Source organism: Burkholderia sp. KJ006, from assembly GCF_000262695.1.
Taxonomy (GTDB): Bacteria; Pseudomonadota; Gammaproteobacteria; order Burkholderiales; family Burkholderiaceae; genus Burkholderia; species Burkholderia vietnamiensis.
The window spans coordinates 1,354,633-1,372,979 of the sequence record NC_017920.1; the positions used below are offsets into that span (position 1 = coordinate 1,354,633).

The window sequence follows — 18,347 nt, forward strand, 5'->3', positions numbered from 1 at the left end:
AGGCCGCGAAACTTGATTCACTGTTCAGAATTCTGAATAATCGGCGGATGAATCAGCAAAATGTTCAGGCGCTCTGGCCGCATATCCATTCGTTGACGGTGCTGGCCGCGGCCGGCAGTTTCACGGCCGCCGCGCAGCGGCTCGGCATCAGCAAGGCCGCGATGAGCCAGCGCATCGCCGATCTCGAGAAGGCGGCCGGCGTGCCGCTCGTGCGGCGCACGACGCGCAGCGTGCGGCTCACCGACGCCGGGCAGACGCTGGTCGACAGCACGCGCGACGCGTTCGAATCGATCGGCCAGCACTTCGCGCGCGTGAAGGAGCTGGCCGGCGAGCCGCGCGGCCTGCTGCGCGTGACTGCGCCGGTCGCGCTCGGGCGTCAGCAGGTCGTGCCGCACCTGCCCGATTTTCTGCGGCAGCATCCGGGCGTGCAGATCGAGCTCGACCTGTCCGACCGGCTGCATTCGCTGACGCAGGAGGGCTTCGACCTCGCGATCCGCCACACCACGACCGCGCCGCAGACGCACGTGGCGTGGAAGCTGTGCGACACGCGCTCGCTGCTGGTCGCGAGCCGCGACTACCTCGATGCGCGCGGCGCGCCGCGCCATCCGTCCGAACTGGTCGACCACAGCTGCCTGTGCTACCTGCGCGACAACGAGCCGGCCGCGTGGAGCTTCGAGCCGCACGGCCGGCGTCGGCAGCGCGTGAGCGTGCCGGTGCGCGGCAGTTTCGCGGCGAACAACAGCGAGGCGATGCGCGAGGCGGCGCTCGGCGGCCTCGGCATCGCGCTGCTGCCGGATTTCAGCGCGCAGCGCGACCTCGACGCCGGCCGGCTCGTCGCGCTGCTCGACGGCTGGCGGCCGTCGGGCGCGTTCGGCGACCACATCTTCGCGATCCGGCCGTACAGCGCGGTCGTGCCGAGCGCGGTGCGCGCGCTGGTGCGGCACCTGCGCGAGCGGCTCGCGGGCGGATTCGGCGGCGCTTGAGGGGCGATCGGGTCGGGCCGTCGCCGGGCAGCCGGTGAGCATTCGGCGGCATACCGACGACCAACCGACGACCAACCGACGACCAACCGACGACCAACCGACGACCAACCGACGACCAACCGACGACCAACCGACGACCAACCGACGACCAGCCGACGACCAACCGACGACCAACCGACGACCAACCGACGACCAACCGACGACCAACCGACGACCAGCCGACGACCAGCCGACCACCAGCCAACCACCAGCCAACCACCAGCCAACCACCAGCCAACCACCAGCCAACGGCCAACCGACGTGCATTCGACGGCCAATCGACCACCGACCGACAAGACCCTCGACAGCCACCCGCCAAACCCCCATCACCCCCACACCGCGCGAGCGCCCATTGCCGCCCCCCGCAGGCGCCCACACGCGCGCTGCGGTAAAATCGCCGCTTCCTCCCGCGCCCGTGTGGCGCGTCATTCGAAGGTCGACAGCCGATGCAGATTCACAAGGAAGTGGACGCGCGCGGGCTCAACTGCCCGTTGCCGATCCTGCGCGCGAAGAAAGCGCTCGCCGATATGGAAAGCGGGCAGATCCTCAAGGTGCTCGCCACCGACCCGGGCTCGCAGCGCGATTTCGCCGCGTTTGCGAAGCAGACCGGCAACGAGATCGTCGAAGTGACGACGCAGGACAAGACTTTCGTGTTCCTGATGCGCCGCCGTTGACGGCCGCACATCACGCGCCTCTCACGGCATCCGGGGCGGGCGATGCGCCCGCATCTCGCCGTCTCTGACAATTCTTAAACCTCGTCCCGCGGCCGTCTGCGTATACTGGCGCGGCCGGTCGTCCGTCTCGGACCGATGCACCGGCCGCGGTACGTCATACGAGGCAGGCACGGGGGCCATGCCCGACGCGACCGTCGTACCAACGGGGAAAGGACATGTCCTTCAGACCAGGGGCCATTCGCAGTCCATCCGGTTCGGAACGCAGCGCGCCGGAGTCGAGCCGGATCGAGCTCGACCCGCGCCGGGATCGCCACGCGCGTGCCGCGCTGGAGGCGTATGCCGATTCGGCCGCAGCCGAGATGCCATGGCTTGCCGAATCGCTCGACCAACAACTACGCGACGCCGCACGCGGCGATCACACGGGCGCAACGTATTGCGGCGCGACGATCGAACGCGTGTTCGAGCTCGCGCACGCGTGGGCAGCGGGGCAGCCCGACTATGCATCGACGGCTTGGGAGCGCGTGCGCGCGCAGCTGCAACGGATGCTGCAGGAGCCGGCGCCGGGCGCGCCAGCCGCGCCGGCCGCCCACATGGCGGGCGCCGATTAGCCGGTTCACCGACTGATTGCGCGAGCGGGCGCGCAGAACGATTATTCGAATAATGGGCCGTGGGCCGCGCAATTTCCCGGCAGATTTCGTACTACTATGACGAAATCGCCGATTGGTCCGCGCCCCATTTTCGAGATGGCGGGCAAGGCGACGCGTCTCGCGCGTTGCGCGGGCGGTCAACGGCGGTTCGCCGGCCGGAGTCCGAAGTCGCGTGTGCTACGCGGCGGGCTGAACGTGCAGAGCCGGGCTGGACGAACCGATTTGGATTTGCGGGGTGTTATGAGAATTGCTGTACTGGATGACGATCCGGCCCAGACGGATTTTGTCAGTCAAACGCTGACGGCCGCCGGCCACACGTGCTACGCGTTCAAGGAAGGCAAGGCTCTGAAGAAGCGTCTGCAGCGAGAGACGTTCGATCTGCTCGTGCTCGACTGGAACGTGCCGGACATGTCGGGTGAGGAAGTGCTCAAGTGGGTGCGCGAGAATCAGACCGAGCACACGCTGCCGATCATCTTCATGACGAGCCGCGACGACGAAGCCGGCATCACGCAAATTCTCAACGCGGGCGCCGACGATTACGTGGTCAAGCCCGTGTCGGGCCCGATCCTGCGCGCGCGCATCGGCTCGCTGCTGCGCCGCGCGTATCCGGTCAATGCCGAGGCGGCCATACGCGAATTCGACCAGTTCCGCTTCGACGTGAACCTGAAGCAGGCCTACGCGGGCGACAAGCCCGTGAGCCTCACGCAGAAGGAGTTCGAGCTGGCGCTGCTGCTGTTCCAGCACCTCGACCGGCCGCTGTCGCGCGCGCACATTCTCGATCTCGTCTGGAAGCAGGCGACCGACATTCCGTCGCGTACGATGGACACCCACATCTCGATGCTGCGCACGAAGCTCGGCCTGCGACCGGAAAACGGCTACCGGCTCGCGCCGATTTACGGCTACGGCTACCGGCTCGAACGCGTCGGTCACGGAGAACCGGAGTGATCGCGCGCATCCCGCAGCGCCCCGCGAGCGGGCGCATGACCGCATTGCGCGTCGCCGGTGCGCTCGCGTTCGCCGTCGCCGCGCACCAGGCTGCCGCGCAGCCGAGCACCGCGACGGGCAAGACGGTCGTCTACCGCACGCAAGCCGGCGACACGCTCTACGACGTCGCCGCGCGTTACCTGCAAGGGCCGGACGACTGGCAACTGCTGCAACGGATCAACCGCGTGCCGGCACCGAAGCATCTGCAGCCGGGCACCGCGCTGAAGCTGCCGGTCGTGCGGCTGCGCAAGGAAAAGCTGACCGCGCGCATCGTGGCGGTGCAGGGCAGCGCGCAGCGCTGGTCCGGCGGCGCGTATGCGCCGCTGGCGAACAACACGACGCTCGCCGAGGGCGAGCGCGTGCGCACCGGCGCCAACGGCTTCGTGACGCTCGAACTCGCGGACGGCACGCACATGAGCCTGCCGCCCGACAGCCAGCTCGAGTTGAAGACGCTGCGTCGCACCGTGCTGACGGGCATGCTCGATCGCGTGTTCGAACTCACGCGCGGCGAGGTGGACAGCGAGGTCACGCATCTGAAGAAACGCGACGACCGCTTCCAGATCCGTTCGCCGTCGGTGGTGGCCGGCGTGCGCGGGACGCGCTTTCGCGTGAACTACGACGCCGACGGCAATGCGGCCACGCGCGTCGAAGTGCTCGACGGCACGGTCGGCGTCGCGGGCAAGCAGCAACTGGCCGACGCCACGCTCGTGCATGCCGACTTCGGCAGCGTCGCGACGTCGTCAGGCACGGTCGGCGCGCCGATCCCGCTGCTGCCGGCGCCGGCGCTCGCCCATCCGGACAAGGTGCAGGACGAGCCGGACATCGCGTTCGACGTCGTCCCGCTCGAGCATGCGAACGCGTATCACCTGCAGCTCGGGCGCGACGCGGGGATGCTCGACCTGTTCAGCGAAACGCGCACCGTCTCGACGCGCGCGGTGTTCCGTGAGGTGCCGAACGGCACGTACTTCGTGCGCGTCGCCGCGATCGACGACAACGGCCTCGAAGGCACGCCGCACATCTACGCGTTCGAGCGGCGCCGGATGGGGCTCGACGCGAGCGCGTCGCCCGGCCCGAGCGGGTATGAGTTCCGCTGGGCGGCCGACGGCTCGGGCGACGACGCGCGCTATCGCTTCGTGCTGTCGCGCTCGAAGGATCTGAGCGCACCCGTGGTCGACGAGATGGGCCTGCAGGCGCGTCGAATCAACGTCGAGCACCTGCCGCCCGGCGACTACTACTGGGCGGTGACGGTCGAGGCGTTCGACGGCGGCAAGTTCTATCAGAAGACCAGTCCGGTCAGCGCGTTCACCTTGTCGCGCTGATCCGCAGCGCATGAAGCACGGCTCCGTTTCTCCGCTGCGGCATCTCGGCCGCCGCTTCCTGATCGAATGGATCGCGATCGGCTGTCTCGGCATCGCGGTGGTCCTCGGGTGCGCGCTCGGCCGGCTGTCGTCGGATGTCGACGGGCTGATCTACGACCGGCTGCTGATGTTGCGCAGCCTGCCGCTGTCGCCCGACGTCGTCGTGGTCGACATCGACAATGCGAGCGTGTCGGCGCTCGGCCGCTGGCCGTGGCCGCGCAGTGTGCACGCGCGGCTGCTCGACACGCTGGCGCGCGCGCGGCCGGCCGCGGTCGTCTACGACGTGCTGTTTACCGAGCCGTCGCCCGACGATCGCGCGTTCTCCGATGCGATGACCCGCGTGCCGACCTTCCTGCCCGTGTTGCTGAGCCCCGAGCGCGCGGACGGCACGCGCACCGTCGAACCGCCGGTCACGGAACTCGCGGCGCACGCGATGGGCCTCGGCCATATCAATCTCGAAGTCGATCCCGACGGCATCGTGCGCAGCGTCGCGCTGTTCGAAAGCGATGGACGCGTGCGTTGGCCGCAATTGATGGTGCCGGTGTACGGCGCGATCCGGGCCGGCCGCCTGCCGCCGCTCGGCGGCGCACGCGGCGCGAACGTGCACGACCTCGCGCGCGACGCGGCGGACGAAGGCCGTTACCTGATTCCGTTCAGCCGCAGCACGCCCGCGTATCCGACGCTGTCGTTCGCCGACGTGCTCGACGGCCGCGTGAAAGCCGACGCGCTGCGCGGCAAGATCGTCGTCGTCGGCGTGACCGCGTCGGGCCTGTACGACCGCTTCGCGACGCCGGTGTCCGGCGATTTCGGCCCGCTCGCGGGCGTGTACATCCACGCGAACGTGCTCGACATGCTGGCGACCGGCAGCGCGATCCTGCCGGCGTCGCGCGCGGGGCTGTTCGCCGCGTCGCTGCTGCCGCTCGCCGTGCTGCTGGGCGGCTTCCTGATGCTGTCGCCGTGGCGTGCGCTGCTGCTCACGCTGAGCCTCGCCGCGCTGGCGGTCGTCGCGAGCGTCGCACTGCTGTTCGAGGCGCGCGTGTGGCTGTCGCCCGCACCCGCGATCTTCGGCCTGATCGCCGTGTACCCGATCTGGAACTGGCGGCGGCTCGAGATGACGATGTCGTATCTGCGCCGCGAGCTGCAGCGGCTCGCCGACGAGCCGCATCTGCTGCCCGAGGCGCCGCGCAAGCGCAGCGTCGGCGGCGACGTGCTCGAACGGCAGATGGCGCTGATGGCGCAGGCCGCGCAGCGCGTGCAGGACATGAAGCGCTTCGTGTGGGACAGCCTGGACAGCATGCCGGAGCCGATCTTCGTCACCGATCTGGCCGGCACCGTGCTGATCGCGAACCACGCGGCGAAGCGCTACGCGGCGCGCCTGTCGCTGCCGATGCCGGAAGGGCTGACGCTGCGCGCCGCGCTCGGCGAGCTGACCTTCATGAAGACGGTCGACGGCAACGCCGAGCACGACGCCGCGATCCGCGCCCGCTGGCCGGCCGCGCTCGACCCGACGCTCGGCGCCGAGGACGATCTGATGGCGCGCGGCATCGAGGTGCGCGACCGAGCCGGGCTCGACCATCTGCTGCGCTACGCGCCGTGTACGAACGCGCAGGGCCGTGTGACCGGCTGGATCGCCGGTCTGGTCGACGTGACCGAGCTGCATGCGGCCGAGCGTCAGCGCGAGGAGGCGCTGCACCTGCTGTCGCACGACATGCGCTCGCCGCAGTCGTCGATCCTCGCGCTGGTCGAGATCGAGCGCGACCGCGTCGAATCCGAGTCGATGCGCACCTTGCTCGCGCGGGTCGAGCGCTATGCGCAGCGCGCGTTGTCGCTCGCCGACGAGTTCGTGCAGCTCGCGCGCGCCGAGTCGCAGGCCTACCAGCTCGAGCCGACGAGCCTCGCCGACGTGCTGATCGACGCGTGCGACGAAGTCTGGCCGCAGGCGCAGGCCAAGCGCATCCGCATCGATACCGACGTCGGCACCGGCATGTACTGGATGCGCGCGGACCGGTCGCTGCTTACGCGCGCGTTCGTCAACCTGCTCAACAACGCGGTCAAATACAGTCCGACCGACACGGCGATCACGTGTACGCTGACGGTCGAGCACGCATCGAAGCGGATGTTCTGTACGATTCGCGATCAGGGCTACGGCATCTCGCCGGAAGATCAGCGGCATCTGTTCGAGCGTTTCAAACGATTCCATGCCGGCGAGCGGCCCGAGATCTCGGGCTCCGGGCTCGGCATGGCGTTCGTGAAGACGGTCGTCACGCGCCACGGCGGCAGCGTGACGGTCGACAGCGAAGTGGGCGTCGGCACCGCGGTCACGGTGTCGCTGCCCGCGATCGACGAGCCGTCGGCCTGACAGGGCCGGGCGCGACGGCTGGCATTTGGGGATAGTCATGAGAAAGGAATGGGCAGCGGCCGCGCTGGCGGTAGCGCTGTTGACCGGTTGCGCCGGGATCACGACCGGCGTGAGCGCCGTGGGGCAAGCGGATGCGTTCGCGTCCGGGGCGCGCGGCTACGAGGTGATCCGCACCGGCGCACAGGCCGACGATCCGGAGTACCGACAGATCGAGACGCTCGTGCGCGATGCGCTCGCGCAGCGCGGCTTCGACGCACAGTCCGGGCAGGACGCCCGCTACCGGCTGTCGATCGCGTATGCGACGCAGCCGGCGTCGGTCGCGGCGACGTCCGAGCGGTGCGGCGCCGCGAGCAGCAGTGCGTGCGTGAGCGTCGACGGGCCGGCGCCGCTCGCGATCCCGTTCGCGGGCGCTGTGTATCGCCACGTGCTGACGCTGCTGTTCGTCGACGCGCGATCGGGCGCGGACGTGTACCGCGTGTCGGCGTCGCTGCGCGATCGCGATGCCGGTTCGCAGCACGCCGCGTCTGCGCTCGTGACGAGCGCGCTGGCGAAGCTGCCGTTCGGGCAGGGCGGCGGCTGGCTCGTGAAGACGAAAAAAGACGACGCGGGCGCAATGCCGGGCGTCGTCTCGGTGAAGCCGGCCGCCGCGCGCTGACGCGCGGGCGGCTCGGGAACTGCGGGCCGCGCGCGGCCCGTTGCCGCGTTCAGGCGGCCGGTTGCGCGGTGCCGCGCGTGCGCAGGTACGCTTCGAACTCCGCGCCGACTTCCGGGTGGCGCAGTGCGAATTCGACGGTCGCCTTCAGGTAGCCGAGCTTGCTGCCGCAGTCGTAGCGCGTGCCCTGATACTTGTAGGCCAGCACCTGCTCGTCGGCGAGCAGCGCCTGGATCGCGTCGGTGAGCTGCAACTCGCCGCCCGCGCCCGGCTTCAGCGCCCGCAGATGCTGGAAGATCCGCGGCTTCAGGATGTAGCGGCCGACCACGCCGAGGTTCGACGGCGCGTCTTCCGGCGCCGGCTTCTCGACGATCGCCGACATCTTGACGATCGACTCTTCCCACTCCTTGCCGTCGACGATCCCATACGATTTCGTCTCCGACGGCGGGATCTCTTCGACGCCGATCACCGAGCTGTGATAGTGGTCGAACACGTCGACCATCTGCTTCATCACCGGCGGGTTGCCGTCGAGCAGGTCGTCGGCGAGGATCACCGCGAACGGGTTGTCGGCGACCAGCTTTTCCGCGCAGAGCACCGCGTGGCCGAGGCCGAGCGCTTCCGGCTGACGCACGTAGAAGCAGTCGACGTGGCTCGGCTTGATGCTGCGCACGAGCTCCAGCAGCTTTTCCTTGCCGCGCGCCTCGAGTTCGGCCTCGACCTCGTACGACTTGTCGAAGTGGTCCTCGATCGCGCGCTTGCTGCGCCCCGTCACGAAGATCATCTCGGTGATGCCCGCGGCGATCGCTTCCTCCACGGCGTACTGGATCAGCGGCTTGTCGACGACGGGCAGCATTTCCTTCGGGCTCGCCTTCGTTGCGGGCAGGAACCGCGTGCCGAGACCGGCAACGGGGAATACCGCCTTGGTGACTTTCAACATGATCGAACCTTTATTCCTGTAATCGACTTGTCAGAGTCTATGTTCACGTTCCGATTATAGTGAACGCAAACGACCTTACCCTTTGTTACGCAGGCAACCGATCCAGCTGCGCACGCAGTTTGTCCAGCGTGCTCTGGAACTCCGCGACGCGTCGCTGCTCCTGTTCGACGACGGCCGGCGGCGCCTTCGCGACGAACGCCTCGTTGCCGAGCTTCGCGTTGCACTTCGTGATTTCGCCGCTGAGACGCGCGATTTCCTTCGACAGGCGCTCGCGTTCTGCCGCGACGTCGATTTCCACCTTCAGCACCAGCTTGTTGGGGCCGACGATCGCGATCGGCGCGCCGTGCGCGGCCTGGTCGAGCGTCGCCTCGTCGGCGAGGATCTGCACTTCCGACAGACGCGCGAGCGCCTGCACGTACGGCGCGAACGAGCGCAGGCGCTCGGCGTCGCCGGCCGCGAGCAGCGGCACCTTGGTCGCCGGCGACAGGTTCATCTCGCCGCGCAAGTTGCGGCACGCGTCGACGATCGCCTTCATGTCGGCCGCCCATTGTTCGGACGCCTCGTCGATCTTCTGCAGGTTCGCGAGCGGATACGCCTGCGTCATCAGCGATGCCTCGCCGTCGGCCTTGCCTTGCGGATAACGGCCCGCGAGCGGCGCGACCTTCTGCCACAGCGCTTCGGTGATGAACGGGATGATCGGGTGGGCGAGGCGCAGCACCGTCTCGAGCACGCGCAGCAGCGTGCGGCGCGTCGCGCGCTGCTGTTCCGGCGTGCCGTTCTGGATCTGCACCTTCGCGAGCTCGAGATACCAGTCGCAGTACTCGTCCCACACGAACTTGTAGATGCTGGTCGCGATGTTGTCGAAGCGGTAATCGGCGAAGCCCTTCGCGATGTCGGCCTCGGTGCGCTGCAGCAGCGACACGATCCAGCGGTCGGCCGCCGAGAAGTCGAGGTAGCCGCCGGGGCCGCAGTCGCCCGCGCCGCACACTTCGGGCTTGTCGGCGCCGCAGTCGTGGCCTTCGCAGTTCATCAGCACGAAGCGCGTTGCGTTCCACAGCTTGTTGCAGAAGTTGCGATAGCCTTCGCAGCGCGCGAGGTCGAAGTTCACGTTGCGGCCGAGCGTCGCCATCGACGCCATCGTGAAGCGCAGCGCGTCGGTGCCGAACGCGGGAATGCCGTCCGGGAATTCCTTGCGCGTCTTCTTCTCGATGGTGGCGGCCTGCTTCGGGTTCATCAGGCCCGTCGTGCGCTTCGCGACCAGCGTTTCGAGGTCGATGCCGTCGACGATGTCGATCGGGTCGAGCGTGTTGCCCTTGCTCTTCGACATCTTCTGGCCTTCGGCGTCGCGCACGAGGCCGTGCACGTACACCGTATGGAACGGCACCTTGCCGGTGAAGTGCGTCGTCATCATCACCATCCGGGCGACCCAGAAGAAGATGATGTCGAAGCCGGTGACCAGCACCGACGACGGCAGGAAGTGCTGCAGCTCCGGCGTCTGGTTCGGCCAGCCGAGCGACGAGAACGGCACGAGCGCCGACGAGAACCACGTGTCGAGCACGTCCTCGTCGCGCTTGAGCGCGCCGGTGTAGCCGCGCGCGGCGGCCTGCGCGCGCGCGTCGTCCTCGTTGCGGGCGACGAACACCTCGCCGTTCTCGCCGTACCACGCGGGAATCTGATGGCCCCACCACAGCTGGCGCGAGATGCACCAGTCCTGGATGTTTTCCAGCCACTGGTAGTAGGTGGTCGTCCAGTTTTCCGGCACGAACTTGATCTGGCCGCTGCGCACGACGTCGAGCGACGTTTCGGTGATCGACTTGCCCGGATTGAACGTGCCTTCCGGCGCCGGCTTCGTCATCGCGACGAACCACTGATCGGTCAGCATCGGCTCGATCACGACGCCCGTGCGGTCGCCGCGCGGCACCATCAGCTTGTGCGGCTTCACCGACTCGAGGAAGCCCTGTGCGTCGAGATCGGCGACGATCGCCTTGCGCGCGTCGAAACGGTCGAGGCCGCGATACTGCTCGGGGGCGTTGTCGTTGATCTTCGCGTCGAGCGTGAGGATCTCGATCGGCGCGAGGTTGTGGCGCAGGCCGACCTGGTAGTCGTTGAAGTCGTGCGCGGGCGTGACCTTCACGACGCCCGTGCCGAATTCGCGGTCGACGTAGTCGTCGGCGATCACCGGGATTTCGCGGCCGGTCAGCGGCAGCGTGACGAGCTTGCCGATCAGGTGCGCATAGCGCTCGTCTTCCGGATGGACCATCACGGCGACGTCGCCGAGCATCGTTTCGGGGCGCGTGGTCGCGACGGTCAGCGTGCCGGAGCCGTCGACGAGCGGGTAGCGGATGTGCCACAGATGGCCGTTTTCTTCCTCGCTCGCGACTTCGAGGTCCGATACCGCGGTGAGCAGCACCGGATCCCAGTTCACCAGGCGCTTGCCGCGGTAGATCAGCCCTTGTTCGTAGAGCGTGACGAACACGTCGCGCACCGCGGCCGACATCTTGTCGTCCATCGTGAAATATTCGCGCGACCAGTCGGTCGACGCGCCGAGGCGGCGCACCTGGCCCGTGATCGTCGAGCCGGATTTCTCCTTCCATTCCCACACGCGCTCGACGAACTTCTCGCGACCGAGGTCATGGCGCGACACGCCCTGCGCATCGAGCTGACGCTCGACGACGATCTGGGTCGCGATCCCCGCGTGGTCGGTGCCCGGCACCCACAGCGTGTTCTCGCCGAGCATGCGGTGATAGCGCGCGAGGCCGTCCATGATCGTCTGGTTGAACGCGTGGCCCATGTGCAGCGTGCCGGTGACGTTCGGCGGCGGCAGCTGGATCGCGAAATCGGGGCGGGCCGGATCGAATGCCGGCGCGGCATAGCCGCGTTTTTCCCACTCCGGCCCCCATTGGGACTCGATGGTATGGGGCTCGAAACTCTTCGCCAGCGTGTTGTCGCTCATGGTTGGAAATTTGCCGAAAAATGCGTGAATTGGATGCTGAATCCGACAATTATAAATGGATGCACATCGGCCAGCCATCGCAGCGCCCGCGCGGGACGCGCGCATGCTCGCCCGGCGCCGCGCGCGGCTCGTGGCGAGCCCTCGTGCCGAGCCGATCGAAAACGCCATCGCCCGGCCGACTTATAATGGCGGGTCCGCATTTTTCTCGCCCGTCCGCTGCCGCTCCATGCCCGATCTGCTCGCCAATCTGAACCCTGAACAATACGCCGCCGTCACGCTGCCGAACGAACCGGCGCTGATCCTCGCGGGGGCGGGCAGCGGCAAGACCCGCGTGCTGATCACGCGGATCGCGTGGCTGATCCAGCAGGGCTACGCGTCGCCGGCCACCGTGCTGGCCGTCACGTTCACCAACAAAGCCGCGCGCGAAATGATGGCGCGGCTGTCCGCGATGATGCCGATCGACACGCGCGGGATGTGGATCGGCACGTTCCACGGGCTGTGCAACCGGATGCTGCGCACCCACTGGCGCGACGCGGGCCTGCCGCAGACGTTCCAGATCCTCGACACGGCCGACCAGCTGTCCGCGATCAAGCGGCTGATGAAGGCCGCGAACGTCGACGACGAGAAATACCCGCCGAAGAACGTCCAGTACTTCATCAACAACGCGAAGGAGCAGGGGCTGCGTCCCGACAAGGTCGACGCCACCGACAACTTCAACCGCAAGTTCGTCGAGCTGTACCAGGCATACGATCAGCAATGCCAGCGCGAGGGCGTCGTCGACTTCCCCGAGCTGCTGCTGCGCTGCTACGAGCTGCTCGCGTACAACGCGCCGCTGCGCGCGCATTACCAGGCGCGCTTCCGGCACATTCTCGTCGACGAGTTCCAGGACACCAACAAGCTGCAGTACGCGTGGCTCAAGATGCTCGCGGGCGCCGGGAACGCGATCTTCGCGGTCGGCGACGACGATCAGTCGATCTACGCGTTCCGCGGCGCGAACGTCGGCAACATGCGCGACTTCGAAGACGAATTCCGCGTGCGCAACCTGATCAAGCTCGAGCAGAACTACCGGTCGCACGGCAACATCCTCGACGCGGCCAACCAGCTGATCTCGAACAACGCGCACCGCCTCGGCAAGAACCTGCGCACCGACGCCGGCCACGGCGAGCCCGTGCGCGTGTACGAGGCGAGCACCGATGCGCAGGAAGCCGGCTGGATCGTCGAGGAGATCCGCTCGCTGATCAATACCGGGATGTCGCGCAGCGAGATCGCGGTGCTGTACCGGAGCAACGCGCAGTCGCGCGCGATCGAGCACACGCTGATGACGTCGGGCATCCCGTATCGCGTGTACGGCGGCCTGCGCTTCTTCGAGCGTCAGGAAGTGAAGCACGCGCTCGCGTATCTGCGCCTGATCGACAACCCGAACGACGACACCGCGTTCGTGCGCGTCGTCAACTTCCCGACGCGCGGGATCGGCGCGCGCTCGATCGAGCAGCTCGCGGATGCCGCGCGCCTGTACGACTGCTCGATGGCCGCCGCAATCCCGTACGTGACGGGCAAGGCCGGCACGAGCCTCGGCGCGTTCGCGACGCTGATCGCGAAGATGCGCGCCGAGACCGAGCAGATGAGCCTGCCGGAGACGGTCGAGTACGTGGTGCGTGCGAGCGGCCTCGCCGATTTCTACCAGGGCGAGCGCGAAGGCCAGGACCGCCTCGAAAACTTGCAGGAACTCGTGAACGCGGCCACCGCGTTCGTCAGCGAGGAAGGCTACGGGCTCGATGCACCGGCGCGCGCGATTCCGCTGCGCGCCGGCGCGATCGCGGCGCCGGCGCTGCGCGCGGAAGCCGACGATCCGTCGGTCGACGTACTCGATCCGGCGCCGCTCGACGACCCCGCGCAGAACCCCGACACGATGACGCCGCTGGCGGGCTTCCTGTCGCACGCGTCGCTGGAAGCCGGCGACAACCAGGCGCAGGCCGGCCAGGACGCCGTGCAACTGATGACCGTGCATGCGTCCAAGGGGCTCGAATTCTCGGCCGTGTTCATCACCGGCCTCGAGGAAGGGTTGTTCCCGCACGAAAACAGCGTGCTCGAGTCCGACGGGCTCGAGGAGGAGCGCCGGCTGATGTACGTCGCGATCACGCGCGCGAAGGAGCGGCTCTATCTGTCGTTCGCGCAGAGCCGCATGCTGCACGGCCAGACGCGCTACAACGTGCGCTCGCGCTTCTTCGACGAGCTGCCCGAGCACGTGCTGAAGTGGCTCACGCCGAAAGTGGAAGCCGGTTCGCGCTGGGGCGGCCGGGCCGACAACGCCGGCTGGGGGCGCGACTGGTTCGCGCGGCCGGGCGGCGGCCATCGCGAGCAGATCGTCGATGCGGCCGTGTCCGCGCCGCTGCCGGCGTTCGCCGACAAGCAGCGCGCGGCCGACACCGGGTTCCGCATCGGCCAGCAGGTGTTTCATACGAAATTCGGCGAGGGTGTGGTCACCGCGCTCGAAGGCAGCGGCGCCGATGCAAAGGCGCAGGTGAAGTTCAAGCGGCACGGCGAGAAGTGGCTCGCGCTCGCGGTCGCGAAACTGCAGGCGGTGGAATGATGGGGATCGACATGGTGGATACACTCGCGGCGCGCCCGCTCGGCATCCTGGCCGCGCTGCCCGAGGAACTCGGCGATCTGATCGCCGCGATGCGCGCCGACGGCGAAATGAAGACGGTCACGCTCGGCCGCCGCGATTATCACGTCGGCACCGTGCATGGCGCAGCCTGCGTCGTCACGCTCGCGCGGGTCGGCAAGGTCGCGGCCGCGGCGACGGTCAGCGCGCTGATCCACGTGTTCGGCGTGTCCGGCGTGGTGTTCACCGGCGTCGCGGGCGGCGTGTCGCGCACGGTGCGCGTGGGCGACGTGGTCGTCGCCGATACGCTTCTGCAGCACGACCTCGACGCGTCGCCGCTGTTTCCGCGCTACGAGGTGCCGCTGCTCGGCATCACGCACTTTGCCACCGACGTGGAGCTGACGGCCCGGCTGAAGGCCGCGTGCGCGCTGTTCGTCGCCGAGGAGGGCGCGCGCTTCGGCGAACGGTTCGGACTCGCCGGCGCGACGCTGCACGGCGGGCTCATCATCAGCGGCGACCGCTTCGTATCGAGCGAGCCGGAAGTCGTCGCGCTGCGCGACGCGCTGCCGGACGCGCTCGCGGTCGAAATGGAAGGCGCGGCGATCGCGCAGGTGTGCGCGGAACACGACGTGCCGTTCGCCCTCGTGCGCACGATCTCCGACACGGCCGACGATCACGCGACGCAGTCGTTCTCGCACTTCCTGTCGGCGATCGCGAGCAGCTATTCGTCCGGCATCCTCAAGCGCTTCCTGACGCTGCACGCGACGACGGCGGTCTGAAGCCGCCGTCGTCGTTCCCCTTCGAAGCGACCGGCCGGCCGCGGCACGCATGCCGTGGCTGCGTCGTCACGCGCGCTTGCGACGCGCGCTTTCGAGGTTCGGCAGGAACACGGTCAGCACGCCGATCAACGGCAGGAACGAGCAGACGCGGTAGACGAACGTGATGCTGGTCGCATCGGCGAGCTGGCCGAGTACGGCGGCGCCCACGCCGCCCAGTCCGAACGCGAAGCCGAAGAACAGCCCGGCGACCATGCCGACCTTGCCGGGCATCAGTTCGGTCGCATAGACCAGAATCGCGGCGAACGCCGACGCCAGCACGACGCCGATGATCACGCTCAGCACGCTGGTCCAGAACAGGTTCGCGTACGGCAGCAGCAGCGTGAACGGCGCGACGCCGAGGATCGACACCCAGATCACGTACTTGCGGCCGATCCGGTCGCCCACCGGGCCGCCGATCAGCGTGCCGGCCGCGACCGCCGCGAGGAACACGAACAGGTGGATCTGCGCGGCCTGGACCGACAGGTGGAACTTGTCGATCAGATAGAACGTGAAATAGCTGTTGATGCTCGCGAGGTAGAAGTACTTCGAGAACACCAGCAGCACCAGCACGCCGATCGCCGCCAGCACGCGCCCGCGCGAGAGCGTCGGATGGCCGGCGGCCGCCGCTTTCTTCTTCATCGACGGGTGCTTCCTGTACCAGTGGCCGATCTGCGTGAGCACCAGCATCGCGACGAGCGCGGCCGCCGAGAACCACGCGATGCTGTGCTGGCCGTGCGGAATGATCACCAGCGCGGCGAGCAGCGGCCCGAGCGCGGAGCCGGCGTTGCCGCCGACCTGGAACAGCGACTGCGCGAGCCCGTGCCGGCCGCCCGACGCCATCCGCGCCACGCGCGACGATTCCGGATGGAACACCGACGAGCCGCAGCCCACCAGTGCCGCCGCGACCAGCAGCATCGGGAAGCTGTTCGCGGCCGACATCAGCAGCAGCCCGGCCAGCGTGAAGCCCATCCCCACCGGCAGCGAATATGGTTTCGGCCGTTTGTCGGTGTAGAGGCCGACGAGCGGCTGCAGCAGCGACGCGGTGATCTGGTACGTCAGCGTGATGAGGCCGATCTGCGCGAACGACAGCGCGAACTGGCTCTTGAGCATCGGATAGATCGCGAGGATCAACGACTGGATCATGTCGTTGAGCATGTGCGAGAAGCTGATCGCGCCGAGCACCGAATAGACGGTGCCCGGTGCTGGCGGAGCGGACGGCTGGGGCACGGCGGCGGCGCCGGCGCCCGTATCGAGGCTGGTTTCCATGTGATCTGAGCGAGTTGAGGTGGCGGGACGCGCTCTGATGACGACCGGCGCGTTCGAATCGTTGTTGCGTCAAAGGAGTGTAATGTGGCGCATCGACAATGTCAGGCCAAGTTTTGTCGCATTTCGGACATTGATGTGACGATTCGGCGATCGTGCCCGTTTTTGGCCGGTTATAACGCTCGGACGCGTCCGGCCGTTGCTGCGGACGCGCCGGGCCGGATGAGTGTTTGTCCGGACTCAAGGCCGCGCGTTGCGGGCCGTAGTACGACGCAGCGACATCGCACGCGCAACCAGCCCGGCGCCGGCCACGAACCGGCCCGGTGCAGCACACGCGGCATTGGGCAGCCAATGCCGGCCGTCGGAACCGACCTTTCCGGCGGCGTGACCAATACGGGGATATATCGATGAAAGCAGCATCATTGCATCCAGGGCCGGGTGCGGCCGCCACCGCCTCCCACGCATCCGCCGCGCGCCGAGCGGGCACCGCGGCACGGCCGAGCCGCCCTTGGACCGTCAAGGCGACGTTGCGCGCGGCATTCGCGATTCTGCTGGCCGGCACGCTCGCGATCGGCGTGTTTTCGCTGTGGCAGATCAGCCGGCTGAACGCGTCGATCGCGTCGGTCTACGAACAGGGGCACGTCGCGAGCCGGGCGGCCGAGGAAGTGCGCGCGGAGGTGCTGCGCGCGAGCCGTGCGCAGAAGATGCTGCTCACCGCGACCACCGCGAAGGAGCGCGACGACCTGGGCGCCGAAGTCGGCGCGGGGCTCGCGTCGATCGGCCAGGCGCTCGCGACGCTGCAGCGCTACGCCGATCCGGCCGATGCCGACGATTCCGCGCGACTGCACGCGTTTTCGGCGGCCGTCGGCACCTGGAGCGGCCATCTGCGCGACTTCGTCACGCTCGTGCAGGCGCAGCCGCTCGACCTGTCGCAGATGAACTGGCAGGTCGGCACGCAGGACGTGTCGCTGCTGGTCGAGACCGGCAAGCTCGAGAAGCTCGTCGCGATGCTCGTGAAGACGCGCGGCGCGAAGTCGAAGGCGACGCTCGATGCGTCCGCAACGATCTTCTCGTCGTCGTTCGCGATGATCGCCGCGATGACGGGCGGCCTGATCGTGCTGGCGATCGTGATCGCCGAGCGCGTGGTGCGGCGGCTCGCGGCGCAACTCGGCGGCGAGCCCGCGCACGCGAAGGCGATCGCCGCCGACATCGCGCGCGGCGACCTGACGCGGCCGATTCCGGTGGCCCGCAACGACCGCGACAGCATGGTGCGCGCGCTGTCCGACATGCAGACCGGGCTGGCGGCGACCGTCGGCGAGATCGCCGTCAGCGCCGAGGCGATCGCGGCCGCGTCCGGCGAGATCTCGACCGGCAACCTCGACCTGTCGCGCCGCACCGAGCAGCAGGCGGTCGCGCTCGAACGCACCGCGGCGAGCATGGAGGAGCTGACCTCCACCGTGCGTCAGAACGCCGAGAATGCGCGCCAGGCGAGCGCGCTCGCCGCCAACGCGTCGGCGGTGGCGGAGGCGGGCGGGGACGTGGTCGGCCGGGTGGTCGCGACGATGAGCGAGATCGACGACAGCGCGAAGAACATCCGCGAGATCATCGGCACGATCGAGGGGATTGCGTTCCAGACCAACATTCTCGCGTTGAACGCGGCGGTCGAGGCAGCGCGCGCGGGCGAACAGGGGCGCGGCTTCTCGGTGGTCGCGGGCGAGGTGCGGCTGCTCGCGCAGCGCTCGGCGACCGCGGCGAAGGAGATTCGCGAGCTGATCGGCGCGTCGGTCGAGCGGGTCGCGAACGGCGCGGCGCTCGCCCACGATGCGGGCCGCACGATGGACGACGTGGTGAAGGCGGTGAAGCGCGTGACCGACATCATCGCCGAGATCTCGGCGGCGTCGGACGAGCAGAGCGCCGGGATCGACGAGATCGGCCGCGCGGTCACGCAGATGGACGCCGGCACGCAGCAGAATGCGGCGCTGGTCGAACAGGCCGCCGCCGCGGCCAATGCGCTCGACGAGCAGGCGCAGGCGCTGAAGGCGCTGGTCGGGCGCTTCCGGCTCGCGGCCTGAGCG

The 18,347-nt window shown here is 68.4% G+C and carries 13 protein-coding genes; 10 read left to right on the plus strand and 3 right to left on the minus strand.

Annotated features, from left to right (window positions below):
- The first annotated feature begins 47 nt into the window (after positions 1-47).
- From MYA_RS06160 to MYA_RS06190, 7 genes are all read left to right on the plus strand, one after another.
- Complete coding sequence (locus tag MYA_RS06160; RefSeq protein WP_011884472.1) at positions 48-983, plus strand: LysR family transcriptional regulator; 936 nt, start codon at positions 48-50, stop codon at positions 981-983.
- A 485-nt stretch (positions 984-1,468) separates the two neighbouring features.
- Positions 1,469-1,696, plus strand: a complete 228-nt coding sequence (locus MYA_RS06165; RefSeq protein ID WP_006753156.1) for a sulfurtransferase TusA family protein — start codon at positions 1,469-1,471, stop codon at positions 1,694-1,696.
- 215 nt (positions 1,697-1,911) lie between these two features.
- Positions 1,912-2,304, plus strand: coding sequence for a hypothetical protein (locus MYA_RS06170; RefSeq protein WP_045579221.1), 393 nt, complete (start codon positions 1,912-1,914; stop codon positions 2,302-2,304).
- A gap of 279 nt (positions 2,305-2,583) precedes the next feature.
- The gene (locus MYA_RS06175) at positions 2,584-3,288 is read left to right on the plus strand and encodes a response regulator transcription factor (RefSeq protein WP_011884479.1); all 705 of its coding nucleotides are present in this window, start codon (positions 2,584-2,586) and stop codon (positions 3,286-3,288) included.
- A gap of 35 nt (positions 3,289-3,323) precedes the next feature.
- Positions 3,324-4,646, plus strand: a complete 1,323-nt coding sequence (locus MYA_RS06180) for a FecR family protein (protein WP_046428215.1) — start codon at positions 3,324-3,326, stop codon at positions 4,644-4,646.
- Positions 4,647-4,656: 10 nt separating this feature from the next.
- Positions 4,657-7,044, plus strand: coding sequence for a CHASE2 domain-containing protein (locus tag MYA_RS06185; RefSeq protein ID WP_014722877.1), 2,388 nt, complete (start codon positions 4,657-4,659; stop codon positions 7,042-7,044).
- A gap of 37 nt (positions 7,045-7,081) precedes the next feature.
- Positions 7,082-7,699 (plus strand): DUF4136 domain-containing protein, encoded by a 618-nt coding sequence (locus MYA_RS06190; protein ID WP_014722878.1) that lies wholly within the window; start codon positions 7,082-7,084, stop codon positions 7,697-7,699.
- 49 nt (positions 7,700-7,748) lie between these two features.
- Here MYA_RS06190 and galU read toward each other — a convergent pair whose 3' ends face one another.
- Positions 7,749-8,633, minus strand: coding sequence for a UTP--glucose-1-phosphate uridylyltransferase GalU (galU, locus tag MYA_RS06195; RefSeq protein ID WP_011884488.1), 885 nt, complete (start codon positions 8,631-8,633; stop codon positions 7,749-7,751).
- Positions 8,634-8,718: 85 nt separating this feature from the next.
- Positions 8,719-11,586, minus strand: a complete 2,868-nt coding sequence (locus tag MYA_RS06200; RefSeq protein ID WP_041493813.1) for a valine--tRNA ligase — start codon at positions 11,584-11,586, stop codon at positions 8,719-8,721.
- A 226-nt stretch (positions 11,587-11,812) separates the two neighbouring features.
- On the opposite strand from MYA_RS06200, the gene MYA_RS06205 reads away from it, so the two are divergent.
- Positions 11,813-14,176 carry a UvrD-helicase domain-containing protein gene (locus MYA_RS06205; protein WP_011884498.1) on the plus strand — a complete coding sequence of 788 codons (2,364 nt, stop codon included), beginning with the start codon at positions 11,813-11,815 and terminating at the stop codon, positions 14,174-14,176.
- Entirely contained in the window at positions 14,173-14,970 is a 798-nt protein-coding gene (locus MYA_RS06210) for a 5'-methylthioadenosine/adenosylhomocysteine nucleosidase (protein ID WP_014722881.1), read from the plus strand. Before MYA_RS06205 ends, MYA_RS06210 begins: the two co-directional genes overlap by 4 nt.
- A 66-nt stretch (positions 14,971-15,036) precedes the next feature.
- Here the strand turns inward: MYA_RS06210 and MYA_RS06215 are convergent, their stop codons facing one another.
- Positions 15,037-16,275, minus strand: a complete 1,239-nt coding sequence (locus tag MYA_RS06215) for an MFS transporter (RefSeq protein ID WP_014722882.1) — start codon at positions 16,273-16,275, stop codon at positions 15,037-15,039.
- 404 nt (positions 16,276-16,679) lie between these two features.
- Here MYA_RS06215 and MYA_RS06220 point away from each other — a divergent pair, with 404 nt between their 5' ends.
- Positions 16,680-18,344 (plus strand): methyl-accepting chemotaxis protein, encoded by a 1,665-nt coding sequence (locus tag MYA_RS06220; RefSeq protein WP_011884503.1) that lies wholly within the window; start codon positions 16,680-16,682, stop codon positions 18,342-18,344.
- Positions 18,345-18,347 lie beyond the last annotated feature (3 nt).

What these genes read in the sequence shown, in the direction of transcription:
- MYA_RS06170 (WP_045579221.1), top strand. Translation starts at nt 1,912, where the DNA reads ATGTCCTTCAGACCAGGGGCCATTCGCAGTCCATCCGGTTCGGAACGC.
- MYA_RS06215 (WP_014722882.1), bottom strand. Translation starts at nt 16,275, where the DNA reads ATGGAAACCAGCCTCGATACGGGCGCCGGCGCCGCCGCCGTGCCCCAG.
- MYA_RS06200 (WP_041493813.1), bottom strand. Translation starts at nt 11,586, where the DNA reads ATGAGCGACAACACGCTGGCGAAGAGTTTCGAGCCCCATACCATCGAG.
- MYA_RS06220 (WP_011884503.1), top strand. Translation starts at nt 16,680, where the DNA reads ATGAAAGCAGCATCATTGCATCCAGGGCCGGGTGCGGCCGCCACCGCC.
- MYA_RS06205 (WP_011884498.1), top strand. Translation starts at nt 11,813, where the DNA reads ATGCCCGATCTGCTCGCCAATCTGAACCCTGAACAATACGCCGCCGTC.
- MYA_RS06160 (WP_011884472.1), top strand. Translation starts at nt 48, where the DNA reads ATGAATCAGCAAAATGTTCAGGCGCTCTGGCCGCATATCCATTCGTTG.
- MYA_RS06165 (WP_006753156.1), top strand. Translation starts at nt 1,469, where the DNA reads ATGCAGATTCACAAGGAAGTGGACGCGCGCGGGCTCAACTGCCCGTTG.
- MYA_RS06210 (WP_014722881.1), top strand. Translation starts at nt 14,173, where the DNA reads ATGATGGGGATCGACATGGTGGATACACTCGCGGCGCGCCCGCTCGGC.
- MYA_RS06175 (WP_011884479.1), top strand. Translation starts at nt 2,584, where the DNA reads ATGAGAATTGCTGTACTGGATGACGATCCGGCCCAGACGGATTTTGTC.
- MYA_RS06185 (WP_014722877.1), top strand. Translation starts at nt 4,657, where the DNA reads ATGAAGCACGGCTCCGTTTCTCCGCTGCGGCATCTCGGCCGCCGCTTC.
- MYA_RS06180 (WP_046428215.1), top strand. Translation starts at nt 3,324, where the DNA reads ATGACCGCATTGCGCGTCGCCGGTGCGCTCGCGTTCGCCGTCGCCGCG.
- MYA_RS06190 (WP_014722878.1), top strand. Translation starts at nt 7,082, where the DNA reads ATGAGAAAGGAATGGGCAGCGGCCGCGCTGGCGGTAGCGCTGTTGACC.
- galU (WP_011884488.1), bottom strand. Translation starts at nt 8,633, where the DNA reads ATGTTGAAAGTCACCAAGGCGGTATTCCCCGTTGCCGGTCTCGGCACG.